The 15201-nt window shown below is 68.1% G+C and carries 9 protein-coding genes and 1 riboswitch; of the genes, 3 read left to right on the forward strand and 6 right to left on the reverse strand.

What is annotated here, in order from left to right; genetic code table 11:
* Positions 1-7: 7 nt before the first annotated feature.
* The gene (ahcY, locus tag AC3A6B_RS21155; RefSeq protein WP_487838615.1) at positions 8-1435 is read right to left on the reverse strand and encodes an adenosylhomocysteinase; all 1428 of its coding nucleotides are present in this window, start codon (positions 1433-1435) and stop codon (positions 8-10) included.
* 64 nt (positions 1436-1499) lie between these two features.
* A riboswitch (S-adenosyl-L-homocysteine riboswitch) is annotated at positions 1500-1568 on the reverse strand.
* Positions 1569-1976: 408 nt separating this feature from the next.
* Between ahcY and AC3A6B_RS21160 the strand changes: the two genes are divergently transcribed.
* The 3 genes from AC3A6B_RS21160 (at position 1977) to AC3A6B_RS21170 (ending at position 5762) form a co-directional block, all read left to right on the forward strand.
* Positions 1977-3206 (forward strand): hypothetical protein, encoded by a 1230-nt coding sequence (locus tag AC3A6B_RS21160; RefSeq protein ID WP_487838616.1) that lies wholly within the window; start codon positions 1977-1979, stop codon positions 3204-3206.
* Between the two features lie 139 nt (positions 3207-3345).
* Positions 3346-4974 carry a peptide chain release factor 3 gene (locus AC3A6B_RS21165; RefSeq protein WP_487838617.1) on the forward strand — a complete coding sequence of 543 codons (1629 nt, stop codon included), beginning with the start codon at positions 3346-3348 and terminating at the stop codon, positions 4972-4974.
* Positions 4974-5762, forward strand: coding sequence for an HAD-IIB family hydrolase (locus AC3A6B_RS21170; RefSeq protein WP_487838618.1), 789 nt, complete (start codon positions 4974-4976; stop codon positions 5760-5762). Before AC3A6B_RS21165 ends, AC3A6B_RS21170 begins: the two co-directional genes overlap by 1 nt.
* Here the strand turns inward: AC3A6B_RS21170 and AC3A6B_RS21175 are convergent.
* From AC3A6B_RS21175 to uvrA, 5 genes are all read right to left on the reverse strand, one after another.
* Complete coding sequence (locus tag AC3A6B_RS21175) at positions 5749-6531, reverse strand: DUF4399 domain-containing protein (protein ID WP_487838619.1); 783 nt, start codon at positions 6529-6531, stop codon at positions 5749-5751. The genes AC3A6B_RS21170 and AC3A6B_RS21175 overlap by 14 nt on opposite strands.
* Before the next feature lie 84 nt (positions 6532-6615).
* Positions 6616-7056: a thioredoxin TrxC gene (trxC, locus tag AC3A6B_RS21180; protein ID WP_487838620.1), complete on the reverse strand. Its 441-nt coding sequence runs from the start codon at positions 7054-7056 to the stop codon at positions 6616-6618.
* Positions 7057-7063: 7 nt separating this feature from the next.
* Entirely contained in the window at positions 7064-8020 is a 957-nt protein-coding gene (locus AC3A6B_RS21185; protein WP_487838621.1) for a Bug family tripartite tricarboxylate transporter substrate binding protein, read from the reverse strand.
* Between the two features lie 104 nt (positions 8021-8124).
* Positions 8125-9171: a histone deacetylase family protein gene (locus AC3A6B_RS21190; RefSeq protein WP_487838622.1), complete on the reverse strand. Its 1047-nt coding sequence runs from the start codon at positions 9169-9171 to the stop codon at positions 8125-8127.
* Positions 9171-15065 carry an excinuclease ABC subunit UvrA gene (gene uvrA / locus AC3A6B_RS21195; RefSeq protein ID WP_487838623.1) on the reverse strand — a complete coding sequence of 1965 codons (5895 nt, stop codon included), beginning with the start codon at positions 15063-15065 and terminating at the stop codon, positions 9171-9173. Before uvrA ends, AC3A6B_RS21190 begins: the two co-directional genes overlap by 1 nt.
* Between the last annotated feature and the right edge of the window lie 136 nt (positions 15066-15201).

Below are 15201 nucleotides of genomic sequence, written 5' to 3' on the forward strand. Positions count from 1 at the left end.
GCTCAGCTCAATAGCGGTAGGTGTCCGGCTTGTAGGGGCCGTTCTTGTTCACGCCGATGTAGGCGGCCTGCTCGTCGGTGAGCTCGGTCAGCATCGCGCCGACCTTCTTCAGGTGCAGGCGCGCGACCTTCTCGTCGAGATGCTTGGGCAGCACGTAGACCTTGCCGGCCTGGTAGGCGTCGGGCTTGGTGAAGAGCTCGATCTGGGCGATGGTCTGGTTGGCGAAGGAGGAGGACATCACGAAGCTGGGGTGGCCGGTGCCGCAGCCCAGATTCACCAGACGGCCCTTGGCCAGCAGGATGATCTTCTTGCCGTCCGGGAAGGTGATGTGGTCGACCTGCGGCTTGATCTCTTCCCACTCGTACTTCTCGAGCGAGGCGACGGCGATCTCGTTGTCGAAGTGCCCGATGTTGCAGACGATCGCCTGGTCCTTCATGGCGGCCATGTGCTCGTGGCGGATCACGTCCTTGTTGCCGGTGGTGGTCACGAAGATGTCGGCCTTGTCGGCGGCGTACTCCATGGTGACGACCTTGTAGCCTTCCATCGCAGCCTGCAGCGCGTTGATCGGGTCGATCTCGGTCACCCAGACCTGGGCGCTGAGCGCGCGCAGGGCCTGGGCCGAGCCCTTGCCCACGTCGCCGTAGCCGGCCACGCAGGCGACCTTGCCGGCGATCATCACGTCGGTGGCGCGCTTGATGCCGTCCACCAGCGACTCGCGGCAGCCGTAGAGGTTGTCGAACTTGCTCTTGGTCACCGAATCGTTGACGTTGATGGCGCGGAACAGCAGCGTGCCCTTGGCGCTCATCTCGTTCAGGCGGTGCACGCCGGTGGTGGTCTCTTCGGTCACGCCGATGATCTCGGCCGACTTGCGCGTGTACCAGGTGGCGTCGACGGCCAGCTTGGCCTTGATCGCCGCGTAGAGGATGCGCTCTTCGTCGCTGGTCGGATTGGCCAGCACGCTCTGGTCCTTCTCGGCACGTTGGCCCAGGTGCATCAAGAGCGTGGCGTCGCCGCCGTCGTCCAGGATCATGTTCGGGCCTTCGCCGGCCGAGCTTTTGGGGCCGAAGTCGAAGATGCGGTGCGTGTAGTCCCAGTAGTCTTCCAGCGACTCGCCCTTGATCGCGAACACCGGCGTGTTGGTGGCTGCGATGGCGGCCGCCGCGTGGTCTTGGGTAGAGAAGATGTTGCACGAGGCCCAGCGCACGGTGGCGCCCAGCGCCTGCAGGGTTTCGATCAGCACCGCGGTCTGGATCGTCATGTGCAGCGAGCCAGTGATGCGTGCGCCCTTCAGGGGCTGGCTCTTGGCGAACTCTTCGCGGATGGCCATCAGGCCGGGCATTTCGGTTTCCGCGATGCGGATTTCCTTGCGGCCCCAGGCGGCAAGGGAGATATCGGCGATGGCCTGGTCGGCGGTGGGCTTGAGAACGGCGCTCATGTGGACTCCAAAACAAGTTTGAATGATGCCGCTGCCTTCGGGGGATGAGACTCACCGCGAGAACAGCGGGTGAGCGTGGTTGCGATGGGGTCCGAGCCTCACGCCTGGCGGCGCTGCAACGCTCCTCGGAAGGGCAGATTCTACGCAACCCTGCTCGGGTCGGCGCGTGCCAGCCAGAGCACCAGGTCGAACAGGCACCCCGTTCCATGAGCGAGACGAAACACCTTCTTGATCCGGGGACTCGTGGGGCAGCTTTCGGGTTTCTCCCCCAAATGGAGGAGCAGATAGGCCACGCGCACACACCCTCCGCTTATGTTACGTTTCCGTTCGTTACGCATCTGTTGTGACGTAACGACAACCAAGGGGCGTGCCATGGGCGCGCCTTTTCCAACATTGAGGAGATGAGATGAGGGGTTTGCGTCTGAGAGCAACCGCAGCGGCGGTCGCGGTGGTTCTTGCGGCAAGTGGCTGCGGCGGTGGCGGTGGCGGTGGGGGAGGCAGCAGCTTTGTCGCTACTCCGGAGCAGGTAAAACCGCTTGTCTTGACGGTTCGCATCAACGGCGTTTCGCCGTCAGGCACAGACAGCCATGTCATACGGGCGGGCGATGTCGTGGAAGTCGCGGCGAGCGCAGAAAGCACTTGGACCAGCAGCGGCGACAACGTGCAGCTTCGCGGCGCCAGCAGTTCCACCACACAGTGGCGTGCCGGGCTGGTCAAATCCGCTGCCGCTGCCAGCACGCTGACCTTGAAGGCATCTGCCGGTGCCGATGCCGTGCTCAACAAGACGCTGACCTTCACCCTGCCCGCCGGTGATCCGCGCAACGGCAGCTACAGGGTCTACGCAACCAACGGCTCGCGCGCGAAGCTCAGCCTGGATTTCGACTCGAGCACCTACACGCTCGGCAGCAGCACCTCGGGCGACTCGGACGCCTCCGGCAGTTTCAGTCCAGACGCGACTGAAGCGGGGACCTACGTCTTTGCCAACACGCGCACAGCCGCGGTGACAAATATGGCACGCTTTCGCGTCACCACCGATGGCGTGGTGGGCACCTTCCCACTGACCCCGCCGCCCTTTGGCGGCTCGACCGCCTACACCGTTCAGAGCTTTGTCGCGGCGCGCGCGTTCGTGCTGGACCAGGCGCAGCTCGATGGGAACTTCAACCGGCTCGGCATCGAATTCGTGCAGGGTGTCGGTCAATCCGACATTGGGGCGATGCAGATCGCCAGCACCGGAACCAAGCTCAAGCGGTGCTCGGACTTCACGTTGTACGCGATCGCCAACTGCCCGGCTGCTTCGCTTCGCACCTACACCATTTCGGCAGACTCGAACGAGCCTGGCCGATGGACCTTCGTGGACGACGCGAACGCCGCCAATACCGGGGCTTTCGTGCTCGCCCAGATAGGGGGCACCAGCGTCTACTTGGCGGCCGGTCTTGCCGGCGACCCCAGCAGGCCATCCCAGTTCCGTATCGGCCTGCCCAGTCTTGCGCTCCCGGCTGCGTTCACCGCACGCGGCGGCAGCAATACCGGGCAATGGGGCATCGTCGAGCTCGTCAACGGCAATGACTACACGCATACGGAGTCGACGCCGGACGGGTTGACGCTGGTCCATACGAGCACCTTGGCCCCCTCGCCCGTCCTGACCGGGCTCTACGGCATGACGTATGGAGGGAGCAACTATTTCGCCATCGGGAGCGGCAAGATCTTTGCGGTGGTCGGCGCTCGCGACAACCTGAGCAAGGGTCAGATTCACATCGACCTGGTCGACTGAGTCCGAGCTGTCCTCCAGGGCCGCCGCGCACCCTTGTGCGGCGGCCTTTTTGCTGGCGGGCGCAAAGCTGTGTGCCGAGTAAAATCGCGCCCTTTGCCCAGCCGCCCGCGCCCGTGAGCGCGCCCCGCGTTCACCCCCCATGTCTTTCGCCTCCCAAACCCGCCGCCGTCGCACCTTCGCGATCATCTCCCACCCCGACGCCGGCAAGACCACGCTGACCGAGAAGCTGCTCCTGTTCTCCGGCGCGATCCAGATCGCCGGCTCGGTGAAGGCGCGCAAGGCCTCGCGCCACGCCACCTCCGACTGGATGGAGATCGAGAAGCAGCGCGGCATCTCGGTGGCCAGCTCGGTGATGCAGATGGTCTACCGCGAGCACGTGATCAACCTGCTCGACACGCCCGGCCACAAGGACTTCTCCGAAGACACCTACCGCGTGCTGACCGCGGTCGATTCGGCCCTGATGGTGATCGACGCGGCCAACGGCGTCGAAGCGCAGACGCGCCGGTTGATCGAGGTCTGCCGCCAGCGCGACACGCCGATCATCACCTTCGTCAACAAGATGGACCGCGAGGTGCGCGAGCCGCTGGAACTGCTCGACGAGATCGAGCGCGAGCTCGGCATGCCTTGCGTGCCGATGACCTGGCCCGTGGGCCAGGGCAAGAGCTTCGGCGGCATCGTGAACCTGCGCACGCAGGCGATGACGGTGTTCGAGTCGGGCAGCGAGCGCCTGCCGCAGGACTTCGAGGCCATGCCGCTGGCCGAGCGCGAAGCGCTGCAGAAGCGCTTCGGCCACGAGTTCGACACCGCCATGGAGAGCATGGAGCTCGCCACCGGCGCCTCGCCCACCTGGGACCGCGAGGCCTTCCTCGCCGGCAAGCAGACGCCGGTGTTCTTCGGCTCCGGCGTCAACAACTTCGGCGTGATGGAGGTGCTCGATGCGCTGGTCGATCTCGCGCCGCCGCCGCAGCCCCGCACCAGCACCACGCTGGTCAACCGCCAGCCGGTGGTGCGCGAGATCCAGCCCGAGGACAAGGACTTCGCCGGCGTGGTGTTCAAGGTGCAGGCCAACATGGACGCCAACCACCGCGACCGCATCGCCTTCGTGCGCATGGCTTCGGGCAAGTACACGCCGGGCATGAAGCTCAAGGTGCAGCGCACCGCGAAGGAGCTGCGGCCGACCAGCGTGGTCACCTTCATGAGCCAGCGCCGCGAGGCGGTGGAAGAGGCGTATGCGGGCGACATCGTCGGCTTCACCACCCACGGCGGCGTGCAGCTGGGCGACACCATCACCGACGGCGCCTCGCTGCAGTTCACCGGCCTGCCCTTCTTCGCGCCCGAGCTCTTCATGACCGTGATCCTCAAGAACCCGCTGCGCACCAAGCAGCTGCAGCAGGGCCTGGCCCAGCTCGGCGAGGAAGGCGCGATCCAGGTGTTCCGGCCCGAGGTCGGCGGTCCGATGCTGCTGGGTGCCGTCGGACAGTTGCAGTTCGAGGTGGTGCAGCACCGGCTGAAGACCGAGTACGACGCCGACGTGCGGCTCGAAGGCTGCCAGTACACCGGCGCGCGCTGGATCACGGCCGACACGCCGGCCGAGCTGCGCGCCTTCACCGACGCCTACCCGGCCCGCATGGCACGCGACGCGGCCGACACGCTGGCCTACCTCTGCACCTCGCCCTACGACGTGCGGCTGGCGCAGGAGCGTTTTCCGAAGATCCATTTCCATCCGCTGCGCGAGCATGCGGGGCTGGCACTTCAAACGGCCGGCTGATGCTCCCACTGAGCGCATGGCCCACCGAAGATCGCCGGCGGATCGCAGGCGTCCTCACCGACATCGACGACACGCTGACCACGGAGGGCGCGATCACGCCCGATGCGCTTCAAGCGCTGGAGGCGCTGAAGGCCGCCGGCCTCGCGGTGGTCGCGATCACCGGCCGTTCGGTGGGCTGGTGCGAGCCCTTCGCGCCGGTCTGGCCGGTCGATGCAATGGTTGCCGAGAACGGCGCGGTCGCGCTCGTGGCTTCGCCTGTGGGCCAAGTCGAGAAGCGCTATCGCCAGGACACCGCGACGCGCGCCGTCCACCTCGCGCGCATGCAGCAGGCCCTCGCGCGTGTCGAGCGCGAAGTGCCGGGTGCACGGCGCGCCACCGACTCGCCGGGTCGCGAAACCGACATCGCGATCGACCACAGCGAGTTCGCCCATCTGGACGAAGCGCAGATCGCGCAGGCGGTGCAGATCATGCGTGCCGAAGGCATGAACGCGACCGTGAGTTCGATCCACATCAACGGCTGGTTCGGCGACCACAACAAGTGGGTCAGCGCCTGCTGGATCGTGCGCGAGCTCTTCGGCCGCGACCTTGGGGCCGAGCTCGATCGCTGGGTCTACGTGGGCGACTCGACCAACGACGTGCTGATGTTCGAGCGCTTCCCGCACAGCGTGGGCGTGGCCAACATCCGCCGCTTCGAATCGAGGCTGACGACGCTGCCGCGCTACATCAGCGCCGGCGAACGCGGCGCCGGCTTCGCGCAAGTGGCGGCGGCCGTGCTCAAGGCACGCTGAAAGCGACCGGCTTGAGGCGCGCCATCGCCTTCCCGTCGGCGTTGTTGAGCAGTTCGAGCCGCGCGCTGTAGCTGCCCTTGGGCGGATTCAGCCAGAGCTCGGTCTGCCCGCGGTCGAGCTCGATGACTTCGGCCTTCTGCCCCGGTCGCTCCAGCGTCAGGCGGAAGTGGCCCGTGTCCGGCAGCTTCGGCGCGGCATGCGACACGTTGTAGCCGCTCGCATGCAGCTGCACGCGCAACGGCAGCTGCACCGTGCTGCGATCGGCCGGGCTCAGGATCTCGATGCGCGGTTCGCCCAGAACGCTGGCCGGCGCCACGCCCTTGTTCTGCTTGCTGACCGTGAGCTTCAGCGGCTTGCTATAGACGAAGTACGGAATGTGCCCCTGGTCGGCCAGCACCAGGCGCAGCGAGTACGTGCCAGGCGGCAGGTCGACCACGGTCTCCATCTGGCCCTTGCCGAAATGGATGTACTGGTCGGTGAAGGGCAGCGGCTTCTTGAAATCGAGCGGCAGCGGCTGGTTGATCAGCAAGTGGTGATGCCCAGCCTGGCCGGCGGTCTTGCCGGCCGGCACGATGCCGCGCATCGAGAGGCCGAAGCGCGCGACGAAGGGCGACTCGAGCTTGGCGCCATCCCTGAGGTTGGTGAAGTAGGCCTCGGGCGACCAGTTGGGCGGCGGCACGACCCACGGATGGTTGGCGAGTTCGCCTTGCTCGGCGGCTTGCGCGGTCTGCGCCGCCGCGCTGCCTGCGAACAGCGCGAGAGCGGTCAAGGCCGCGCGAATCCGTGTCCGGCGATTCGGACGCGCATCTTCAGGCATCTGGCTTCCCCTCCAAAGGAAGCCCGGATTGTTGCATCAGCGCTGCAGTTGCGCCTCCGTCCACCGGATGATGTCGGCCGTGCCCATCGCGCCGGCCTGGCGCGCGATCTCGCGTCCGCCGCTGAACAGCGCCAAGGTCGGAATGCTGCGGATGCCGAAGCGCGCGCCCAGCGCCGGCAAGGCCTCGGTGTCGACCTTGGCCAGGCGGAACCGAGGTTCGAGCTGGGTCGCCGCCTGTTCGAAGGCGGGCGCCATCTGGATGCAGGGGCCGCACCACGGTGCCCAGAAGTCGACCAGCACCGGGATCTGATTGCGGCCCACGTGGCGCTCGAAGGAAGCGTCATCCAGCGCCGTCGAATGGCCGACGAACAAGGGCTTGTGGCAGCTGCCGCAGTCGGGCGCGCTGGCCAGCTGCGCGCTGCGCACACGGTTGGTCGTGTGGCAATGCGGGCAGACGACGTGCAGCGATTCGGTCACGGGGCGCTCACTGCGGCTTGGCGAGCCCCAGTTTCTCGATCAGCGCCTTCTCGCGCGTGAAGGTGGTCTGCGCGAACTTCGTGTAGTCGGTCGAGCTCATGTAGATCGGCAGCATGTCGTAGCGGCCCAGCGAGGCCACATAGCTGGGCTCTTCCATCGCCTGCTTGAAGGCATCGTGCAGCTTCTTCACCACCTCGGGCGGCGTGCCCTTGGGCGCGCCGATGCCGAAGGGCGAGTTCTGCACGATGTCCAGGCCCAGCTCCTTCAGCGTCGGCGCATCGGGGAACTTGGCCAGCCGCTTCTCGCCCCAGGTGTTGAGCACGCGCAGCTTGCCTGCCTCGACCTGCGGCGCGAAGCCAGTGCTGTCGGCCGCAGCCATCAGCTGGCCGCTGAGCACGGCGAGCATCAGGTCGGCGCTGCCCTTGTAGGGCACGTGCTGCAGCTCGATGCCGGCCTTCTGCGCGATCAGCTCGGTGGTGAGGTGGGGGCTGGTCAGGTTGCCGGTCGAGCCATAGGTCAGCTTGCCGGGATTGGCCTTGGCATAGGCGACGAAGTCCTTCCATGTCTTGAGCGGACTGTCGGCCGGCACGACGATGCCGAAGGCGTAGCCGGTGACGTTGATCACGTAGCTGATGTCCTTGACCGGATCCCAGTTGATCTTGGTCGTGTAGGGCAGCCGGAACACGCCGAGCGGGATCTGGGCGATGGTGTAGCCGTCGGCAGGCGCGGTCTGCAGCGCCTGCGCGGGCAGCGTTCCGCCGGCGCCGGGCTTGTTCTCGACCACGACCTGCTGGCCGATGATCTTCGAGGCGTTCTCGGCCAGCTGCCGCATCGTGATGTCGGTCGGGCCGCCCGCGGGAAAGGCGATCACCAGCTTGATGGGCCGGCTCGGGAAGGCCTGCGCATGGGCGGCTGTGGTCGCGAAGCCGAGCAGGGCAAGGCACAAGAGGGAACGACGAAACATGAGGAGGGCTCCGGATTGCAGGGGCCGCCATTTGGCAGCGCACTCGCCGCGAGGGCAATCGGGTTTCACCCCGGGGCGCGTCGCGCAGGCGTCAGCGCCGCCGCTCAGCCGGCGCGCTGCATGAAGCCGTCGAGCACATTGACCGCGTTGGTGCCGACCTCGGCGACCGCATAGCCGCCCTCGAAGACGAACACCGTCGGCAGGCCGGCGCCCGCCAGGTCTTCGCCGATGCGCAGGTAGTTGGGCGTGGCGAGCTTGAAGCCGGCGATCGGATCGCCCTCGAAGGTGTCGAGCCCGAGCGATACCACCAGCGCGCCCGCTCGGAAATCCGCGATGCCGCGCAGCGCGCTCTGCAACGCTTCGCGCCAGCGCGCGAAGCCGGTGCCGCGCGCAAGCGGCAGATTGCGGTTGAAACCCTGCCCTGCGCCGGCGCCCTCTTCGTCGGCATAGCCTAGGTAGTAGGGGTACTCGGTGTGCGGGTCGCCGTGGATGCTGCTGAACTGCACGTCGGCGCGCTCGTAGAAGATGGCCTGCGTGCCGTTGCCGTGGTGGTAGTCGATGTCCAGCACCGCGACCCGTTCGACGCCGGCGTCGCGCAGCGCCTGGGCCGCGATCGCCGCGTTGTTGAGGAAGCAGTAGCCGCCGAAGAAATCGGCGCCCGCGTGGTGGCCCGGCGGACGCGTGAGCGCGAAGGCGGCGCGCTCGCCGCGCAGCACATGCGCCGCGGCGGAGAGCGCACAGCCGGCACCGGCCCGCGCCGCCGTCCAGGTGCCGGCGGTGAGCGGCGAGCCCGAGTCGTACGAGAACAAGCCCAGGCGCGCCGGGAAGCTCGCCGGCAGCACGTCGGAGCGGAAGGTACGGATCGGCCAGTACGAGGGCAGCGCATCGCGGGCCGCATTGGCCGGATCGAGCGCGACCCATTCGTCCCAGGCGCAGGCGAGGAAGTCGAGATAGCGCGGCGCATGGACGCGCGCGATGGCCGCCTCGTCGAACTCGGCGGGGCCTTCGATCGGGCCGAGCCCGCGCTCCTTCAGTTCCCGCAGCACGTAGTCGGCGCGCGCCGGCACCTCGAAGCAGGGCACCAGCTCGCCGCGGAACATCTCCACCTTGCCGTGGTGCAGCACGTGCTGGTCGTTGTAGACGGTGAGCATCAGGCCTCCTTGCGCGCCCGGACCGGCAGGGCCGGCGCCGGCACGGGCAGCTGCAGCACTTCATGCCTGCCGGCCCCGCGCGCCAGCACCGGCGCCAGCGCCACGCCGGTGTGCGTGCGCAGCTTCACCACCTCCTCGGGCGGCGCCGCCGCGACCACGCGCCCGCCGCCGTTGCCGCCTTCGGGGCCGAGGTCGATCAGCCAGTCGGCCTCGGCGATCACGTCGAGGTCGTGCTCGATCACCACCACGCTGTGGCCGCCGTTTACCAGCCGGTGCAGCACATGGATCAGCTTCTCGACGTCGGCCATGTGCAGGCCGACGGTCGGCTCGTCGAGCACATAGAGCGTGTGCGGCGCCTTGTTGCCGCGGCGAGTGACGTCGTCGCGCACCTTGCTGAGCTCGGTCACGAGCTTGATGCGCTGGGCTTCGCCGCCGGAAAGCGTCGGCGAAGGCTGGCCCAGCGTGAGATAGCCCAGCCCCACGTCCTTGAGCAGTTGCAGCGGATGGCTGATGTTGGGCATGGTGGCAAAGAATTCGACCGCCTCATCGACCTCCATCTGCAGCACGTCGCCGATGCTCTTGCCGCGCCAGCTGACGGCCAGCGTCTCGGGATTGAAGCGCGCGCCGTGGCAGACCTCGCAAGCCACCTTGACGTCGGGCAGGAAGCTCATCTCGATGGTGCGCACGCCGGCGCCCTCGCAGCCGGGGCAGCGGCCCTCGCCGGTGTTGAAGCTGAAGCGCGCCGGCCCGTAGCCGCGCGCCTTGGCTTCGAGCGTGTCGGCGAACAGCTTGCGGATGGTGTCCCAGAAGCCGATGTAGGTGGCCGGGCAGCTGCGCGGCGTCTTGCCGATCGGGGTCTGGTCGACCTCCAGCACGCGGTCGATGGTCTCGTAGCCCTCGACACCCTTGCAGCCCGCCCAGGCGGGGCGCTTGCCCGCGGCGTCGGCGTCGCGGCCGGCCTTGGTCATGCGCTGGACCACGACCGCATACACGTTGGCCAGCAGCACGTCGCGCGCCAGCGTCGACTTGCCCGAGCCGCTGACGCCCGTCACCGCGACCAGCCGGTGCAGCGGCAGCGAGACCGTGACCTCCTGCAGGTTGTGCAGGTCGGCGCCGCGCACCGTGAGCCAGTCGGGCGCGCCGGGCTCGGGCGCCGGCACCGGACGGCGCGGCTGCAGGGGATGCCTGATCGCGTCGCGCAGATAGCGGCCGGTCTGCGAATCGCCCGCGCGCTCGAGGTCGGCCACCGAGCCCTCGGCGACCAGCCGGCCGCCGCGCTTGCCGGCGCTGGGGCCGATGTCGATGATGTGGTCGGCGCGGCGGATGGTGTCCTCGTCGTGCTCGACCACCACCAGGGTGTTGCCCTTGTCGCCCAGCTTGTGCAGCGCGTCGAGCAGGATCTGGTTGTCGCGCGCGTGCAGCCCGATGGTGGGCTCGTCGAGCACATAGCACACGCCCTGCAGGTTGCTGCCGAGCTGCGCCGCGAGGCGGATGCGCTGCGCCTCGCCGCCCGAAAGCGTCGGCGCGCCGCGGTCGAGCGTGAGGTAGCCGAGGCCCACCTCTTCGAGGAACTCGAGGCGGCTCTTGATCTCCGGCACCAGATCGCGCGCGATCTCGGCTTCGCGGCCGCTGAGCGCCAGATGCTCGAACCAGATGCGGATGTCGGTCACGCTCATGCGCGCCAGCTGCGTGATGCCGATGCCGCCCTCACCCCAACCCTCTCCCGCCAGCGGGAGAGGGAGCCATGCGGGCTTCGGCTCCCTCTCCCCGCCGGCGAGAGGGTTGGGGTGAGGGGCAAGCCCGCCCCCAAACAAGACCGCCCGCGCCGTCGCATTGAGCCGCGACCCCTCGCAGGTCGGGCAAACGACATCGCCCACGTCCTCCGCCTCGGGCTCGGCGAAGGTCTGCTCGCGCCCCTTCTGGTCGTCGGCCATCACCGAGTCGTCGAACACCTTGCGCTGTTCCCTGGTGAGCTTGACGCCGGTGCCCACGCAGTCGGGGCACCAGCCGTGCTTGCTGTTGTAGGAGAAGAGGCGCGGATCGAGCTCCGCGTAGCTGGTGCTGCAGACCGGGCAGGCGCGCAGCGTGGAGAACACATGCGTGCGGCCGATGCCGCCGGTCGGCGCGTTGGCCATCATGGCGCCGCGCAGCCCGGTCAGTTCGCTCAGCACGTGCACCACGCCCTTGCCGTGCTCGAGCGCCTTGGCCAGGGCCTGGCGCAGCGCGGTCTCTTCCGAAGGCAGCACGTCGAGGCTGGCCACCGGCAGCTCGATGCTGTGCTCCTTGAAGCGGTCGATGCGCGGAAAGCCGGTGGTGGGCAGGAATTCGCCGTCCACCCGCAGGTGGGTGTAGCCGCGCGGGCGCGCCCAGTCGGCCAGCTCGGTATAGACGCCCTTGCGGTTGCTCACCAGCGGCGCCAGCAGGCCGACGTGCTGGCCCTTGAAGTTCTTGAGCAGCTGCGCCGCGATGCTGTCGGGCGTCTGCGGCTGCACCGCGGCGCCGTCATGGACGCAATGCTGGATGCCGAGCTTGACGTAGAGCAGGCGCAGGAAGTGCCAGACCTCGGTGGTGGTGCCGACGGTGCTCTTGCGGCCGCCGCGCGAGAGCCGCTGCTCGATCGCGACCGTCGGCGGAATGCCGTAGACCGCATCGACCTCCGGTCGCCCGGCCGGCTGCACGATGCTGCGCGCATAGGCGTTGAGCGATTCGAGATAGCGCCGCTGCCCTTCGTTGAACAGGATGTCGAAGGCCAGCGTGGACTTGCCCGAGCCGCTCACGCCCGTGACCACGCTGAACTTGCCGCGCGGGATATCGACCGAGAGGTTCTTGAGGTTGTGCTCGCGCGCGTTGACGATCTGGATCGCATCGCGTCCCACGACCGGCTGCACGCGCGCCGCATACGAGCGCGCCGCGCGTTCCGCCACCTTGTAGGCGCCGGGGCCGACGGCGAGGTCGTAGTCGAGCAGCGCGGCGCCGGTGAGCGAGGCGCGGTTCTCGCGCACCTGCTCCGGCGTGCCGACCGCCACCACCTGTCCGCCGCCCTCGCCGCCTTCGGGGCCGAGGTCGATCAGCCAGTCGCTGGCGCGGATGACGTCGAGGTTGTGCTCGATGACGACCAGCGAATGCCCCGCATCGAGCAGCTTGCGCAGCGCGCGCATCAGGCGCGCGATGTCGTCGAAGTGCAGGCCGGTGGTCGGCTCGTCGAACAGGAACAGCGTGCCCTTGCGTGCCAGCGGCTGCTTGCTCGCGCTGCCGTTCTTGGCCGCCTCGGCGAGGAAGCCCGCCAGCTTGAGGCGCTGGGCTTCGCCGCCGCTGAGCGTGGGCACCGGCTGGCCGAGCTTGACGTAGTCCAGGCCGACGTCGGCGATCGGCTGCAGCACGCGCAACACCTCGCGGTCGTTCGCGAAGATTGCGGCGGCCTCGGCCACGGTGAGATCGAGCACGTCGGCGACGTTGAAGCTGCGCTCGGCGCGCTCGATCGTCACCTCGAGGATCTCCGGCCGGTAGCGCTTGCCGTCGCAGTCGGGGCAGCGCAGGTAGACGTCCGAGAGGAACTGCATCTCCACGTGCTCGAAGCCCGAGCCGCCGCAGGTCGGGCAACGCCCGTCGCCGCTGTTGAAGCTGAACTTCGATGCGGTGTAGCCGCGCTGGCGCGAGAGCGCCGCGGTCGCGAAGATCTCGCGGATCGCGTCCCAGGCGCCGACGTAGCTCGCGGGGTTGGAGCGCGCCGTCTTGCCGATCGGCGACTGGTCGACAAAGACCACCTCGCTCAGGTGATCGGCGCCGAGCATGCGGTCGTGCGCGCCGGGCGATTCGGTCGCGCGGCCGAAATGGCGCATCAGCGCGGGGGCCAGCACGTCCTGGATCAGGGTCGACTTGCCCGAGCCGCTGACGCCGGTGATGCACACCAGCCGCGCGAGCGGCAGCTCGACCGTAATGTTGCGCAGGTTGTGCTCGCGCACGCCTTCGAGGATGAGGCGCGGCGTGTTCTCGCTCACCATCCGGCGGAAGCCCATGCCGATCTGCTTGCGCCCGCCGAGGTACTGGCCGGTGAGCGTCTCGGCGTCGCGCAGCGCATCGGTGCTGCCGTCGAACACGATCTGCCCGCCGCGCACGCCGGGGCCCGGGCCCATGTCGATCACGCGGTCGGCGGCCAGCATCACGGCCGGGTCATGCTCCACCACCACCAGCGTGTTGCCGGCGTCGCGCAGGCGCAGCATGGCCTCGGTGATGCGGTTCATGTCGCGCGGATGCAGCCCGATGCTGGGCTCGTCGAGCACGAACAGCGTGTTGACCAGCGAGGTGCCGAGCGCAGTCGTGAGGTTGATGCGCTGCACCTCGCCGCCGCTGAGCGTGCGGCTCTGGCGGTCGAGCGTGAGGTAGCCGATGCCGACGTCGTGCAGGTAGCGCAGGCGCGTGGTGATTTCTTCGAAGAGCAGCTTGAGCGCCTGCACGTCGCCGTCGCTGACGGTGCTGCTGTTGCCATGGCTTTCGATGCGATCGAACAGGCGGCGCAGCCGCTCGATCGGCAGCAGCATCAGGTCGTGCAGGCACAAGCCCGGCAGCGCCTCCAGCTGCTCGCGCGACCACTTCACGCCGACCGGCATGAAGCGCTTGGATGGCTCGAGCACCGCATCGGCATCTTCCTTCGTGCCGATGCGCCACAAGAGGCTCTCGAGCTTGAGGCGCGCGCCGGCACAGGTGGGGCACGGCGTGTAGCTGCGGTACTTGGACAAGAGCACGCGGATGTGCATCTTGTAGGCCTTGCTTTCCAGGTAGCCGAAGAAGCGGCGCACGCCGTACCACTGCTGGTTCCACTTGCCCTTCCAGTTGGGCGAGCCCTCGATCACCCAGGCCTGCTGCTCGGGCGTGAGCTTGTTCCACGGCGTGTCGCGCGGAATGCCGGCGGCCTCGGCATGGCGCATCAGGTCGTCCTGCGCTTCCTTCCAGGCCGGCGTCTGGATCGTCTTGATGGCGCCGGCGCGCAGCGTGAGCTTGTCGTTCGGGATCACGAGGCCGAGGTCGACGCCGATCACGCGGCCGAAGCCGCGGCACGTCTCGCAGGCGCCCACGGCCGAGTTGAAGGAGAACATCGACGGAATCGGGTCGCCGTAGCGGATGTCGCTTTCGGGGCAATGCAGGCCGGTCGAGAACCTCCAGATCTCCGACGCCGCCCCCTCCTCCGCCGCCAGCGCGTAGACCGTGAGCCGCCCGCTGCCGCGCTTGAGCGCGACCTCGATCGCCTCGATCACGCGCGCTCTTTCCGCACCGGCGATGCGGAAACGGTCGGCCACCACGTCCAGCACCTTGCGCGGCCCGGTCGGCGTGGCGATCTCGCGCTCGGCCTGCACGCGCGTGAAGCCGCTGGCCGACAGCCATTGCGTCACCTCTTCGGCCGTGGCGCTGGCCGGCAGTTCGACCGGAAAGGTGAGAACCACGCGGGGATCGCCGGCTGCGGCCGCGCGCGACACGAGTTCGGCGTAGATGGTGTCGGGCGAGTCATGGCGCACCGGCAGCGCGGTCTCGCGGTCGAACAGCTGGGCCGCGCGTGCGAACAGCAGCTTCAGGTGATCGTTGAGCTCGGTCATCGTGCCGACGGTCGAGCGCGAGGAGCGCACCGGGTTCGTCTGGTCGATCGCGATGGCGGGCGGCACGCCCTCCACCTTGTCGACCGCCGGCTTGTCCATGCGGTCGAGGAATTGCCGCGCATAGGCCGAGAAGGTTTCGACATAGCGGCGCTGGCCCTCGGCATAGAGCGTGTCGAACACCAGGCTCGACTTGCCCGAGCCGCTCGGGCCGGTGACCACCGTCATCTCGCCGGTGCGGATATCGAGGTCGAGGTTCTGGAGATTGTGCTGACGTGCACCGCGAATCCGGATGGAGCCCTGTGTCATGAGTGCCTTGGGGGTGGGGCAGACATTCTAGGAAGCCGGCGCGGGCTTCGTGCAAAGCTGCACATGGCCGGTCGGAAGCCAGGGGTTTTCCCGAATAAGACCAAAGCGTCAGTCGGTAACAAATAGACGCTTTTCC

This window comes from Variovorax sp. Soil_C_33 (assembly GCF_057656935.1).

Excerpts from the sequence above, each read along its gene's own strand:
- AC3A6B_RS21170 (WP_487838618.1), top strand. The coding sequence starts at position 4,974 with ATGCTCCCACTGAGCGCATGGCCCACCGAAGATCGCCGGCGGATCGCA.
- AC3A6B_RS21185 (WP_487838621.1), bottom strand. The coding sequence starts at position 8,020 with ATGTTTCGTCGTTCCCTCTTGTGCCTTGCCCTGCTCGGCTTCGCGACC.
- uvrA (WP_487838623.1), bottom strand. The coding sequence starts at position 15,065 with ATGACACAGGGCTCCATCCGGATTCGCGGTGCACGTCAGCACAATCTC.
- ahcY (WP_487838615.1), bottom strand. The coding sequence starts at position 1,435 with ATGAGCGCCGTTCTCAAGCCCACCGCCGACCAGGCCATCGCCGATATC.
- AC3A6B_RS21190 (WP_487838622.1), bottom strand. The coding sequence starts at position 9,171 with ATGCTCACCGTCTACAACGACCAGCACGTGCTGCACCACGGCAAGGTG.
- AC3A6B_RS21165 (WP_487838617.1), top strand. The coding sequence starts at position 3,346 with ATGTCTTTCGCCTCCCAAACCCGCCGCCGTCGCACCTTCGCGATCATC.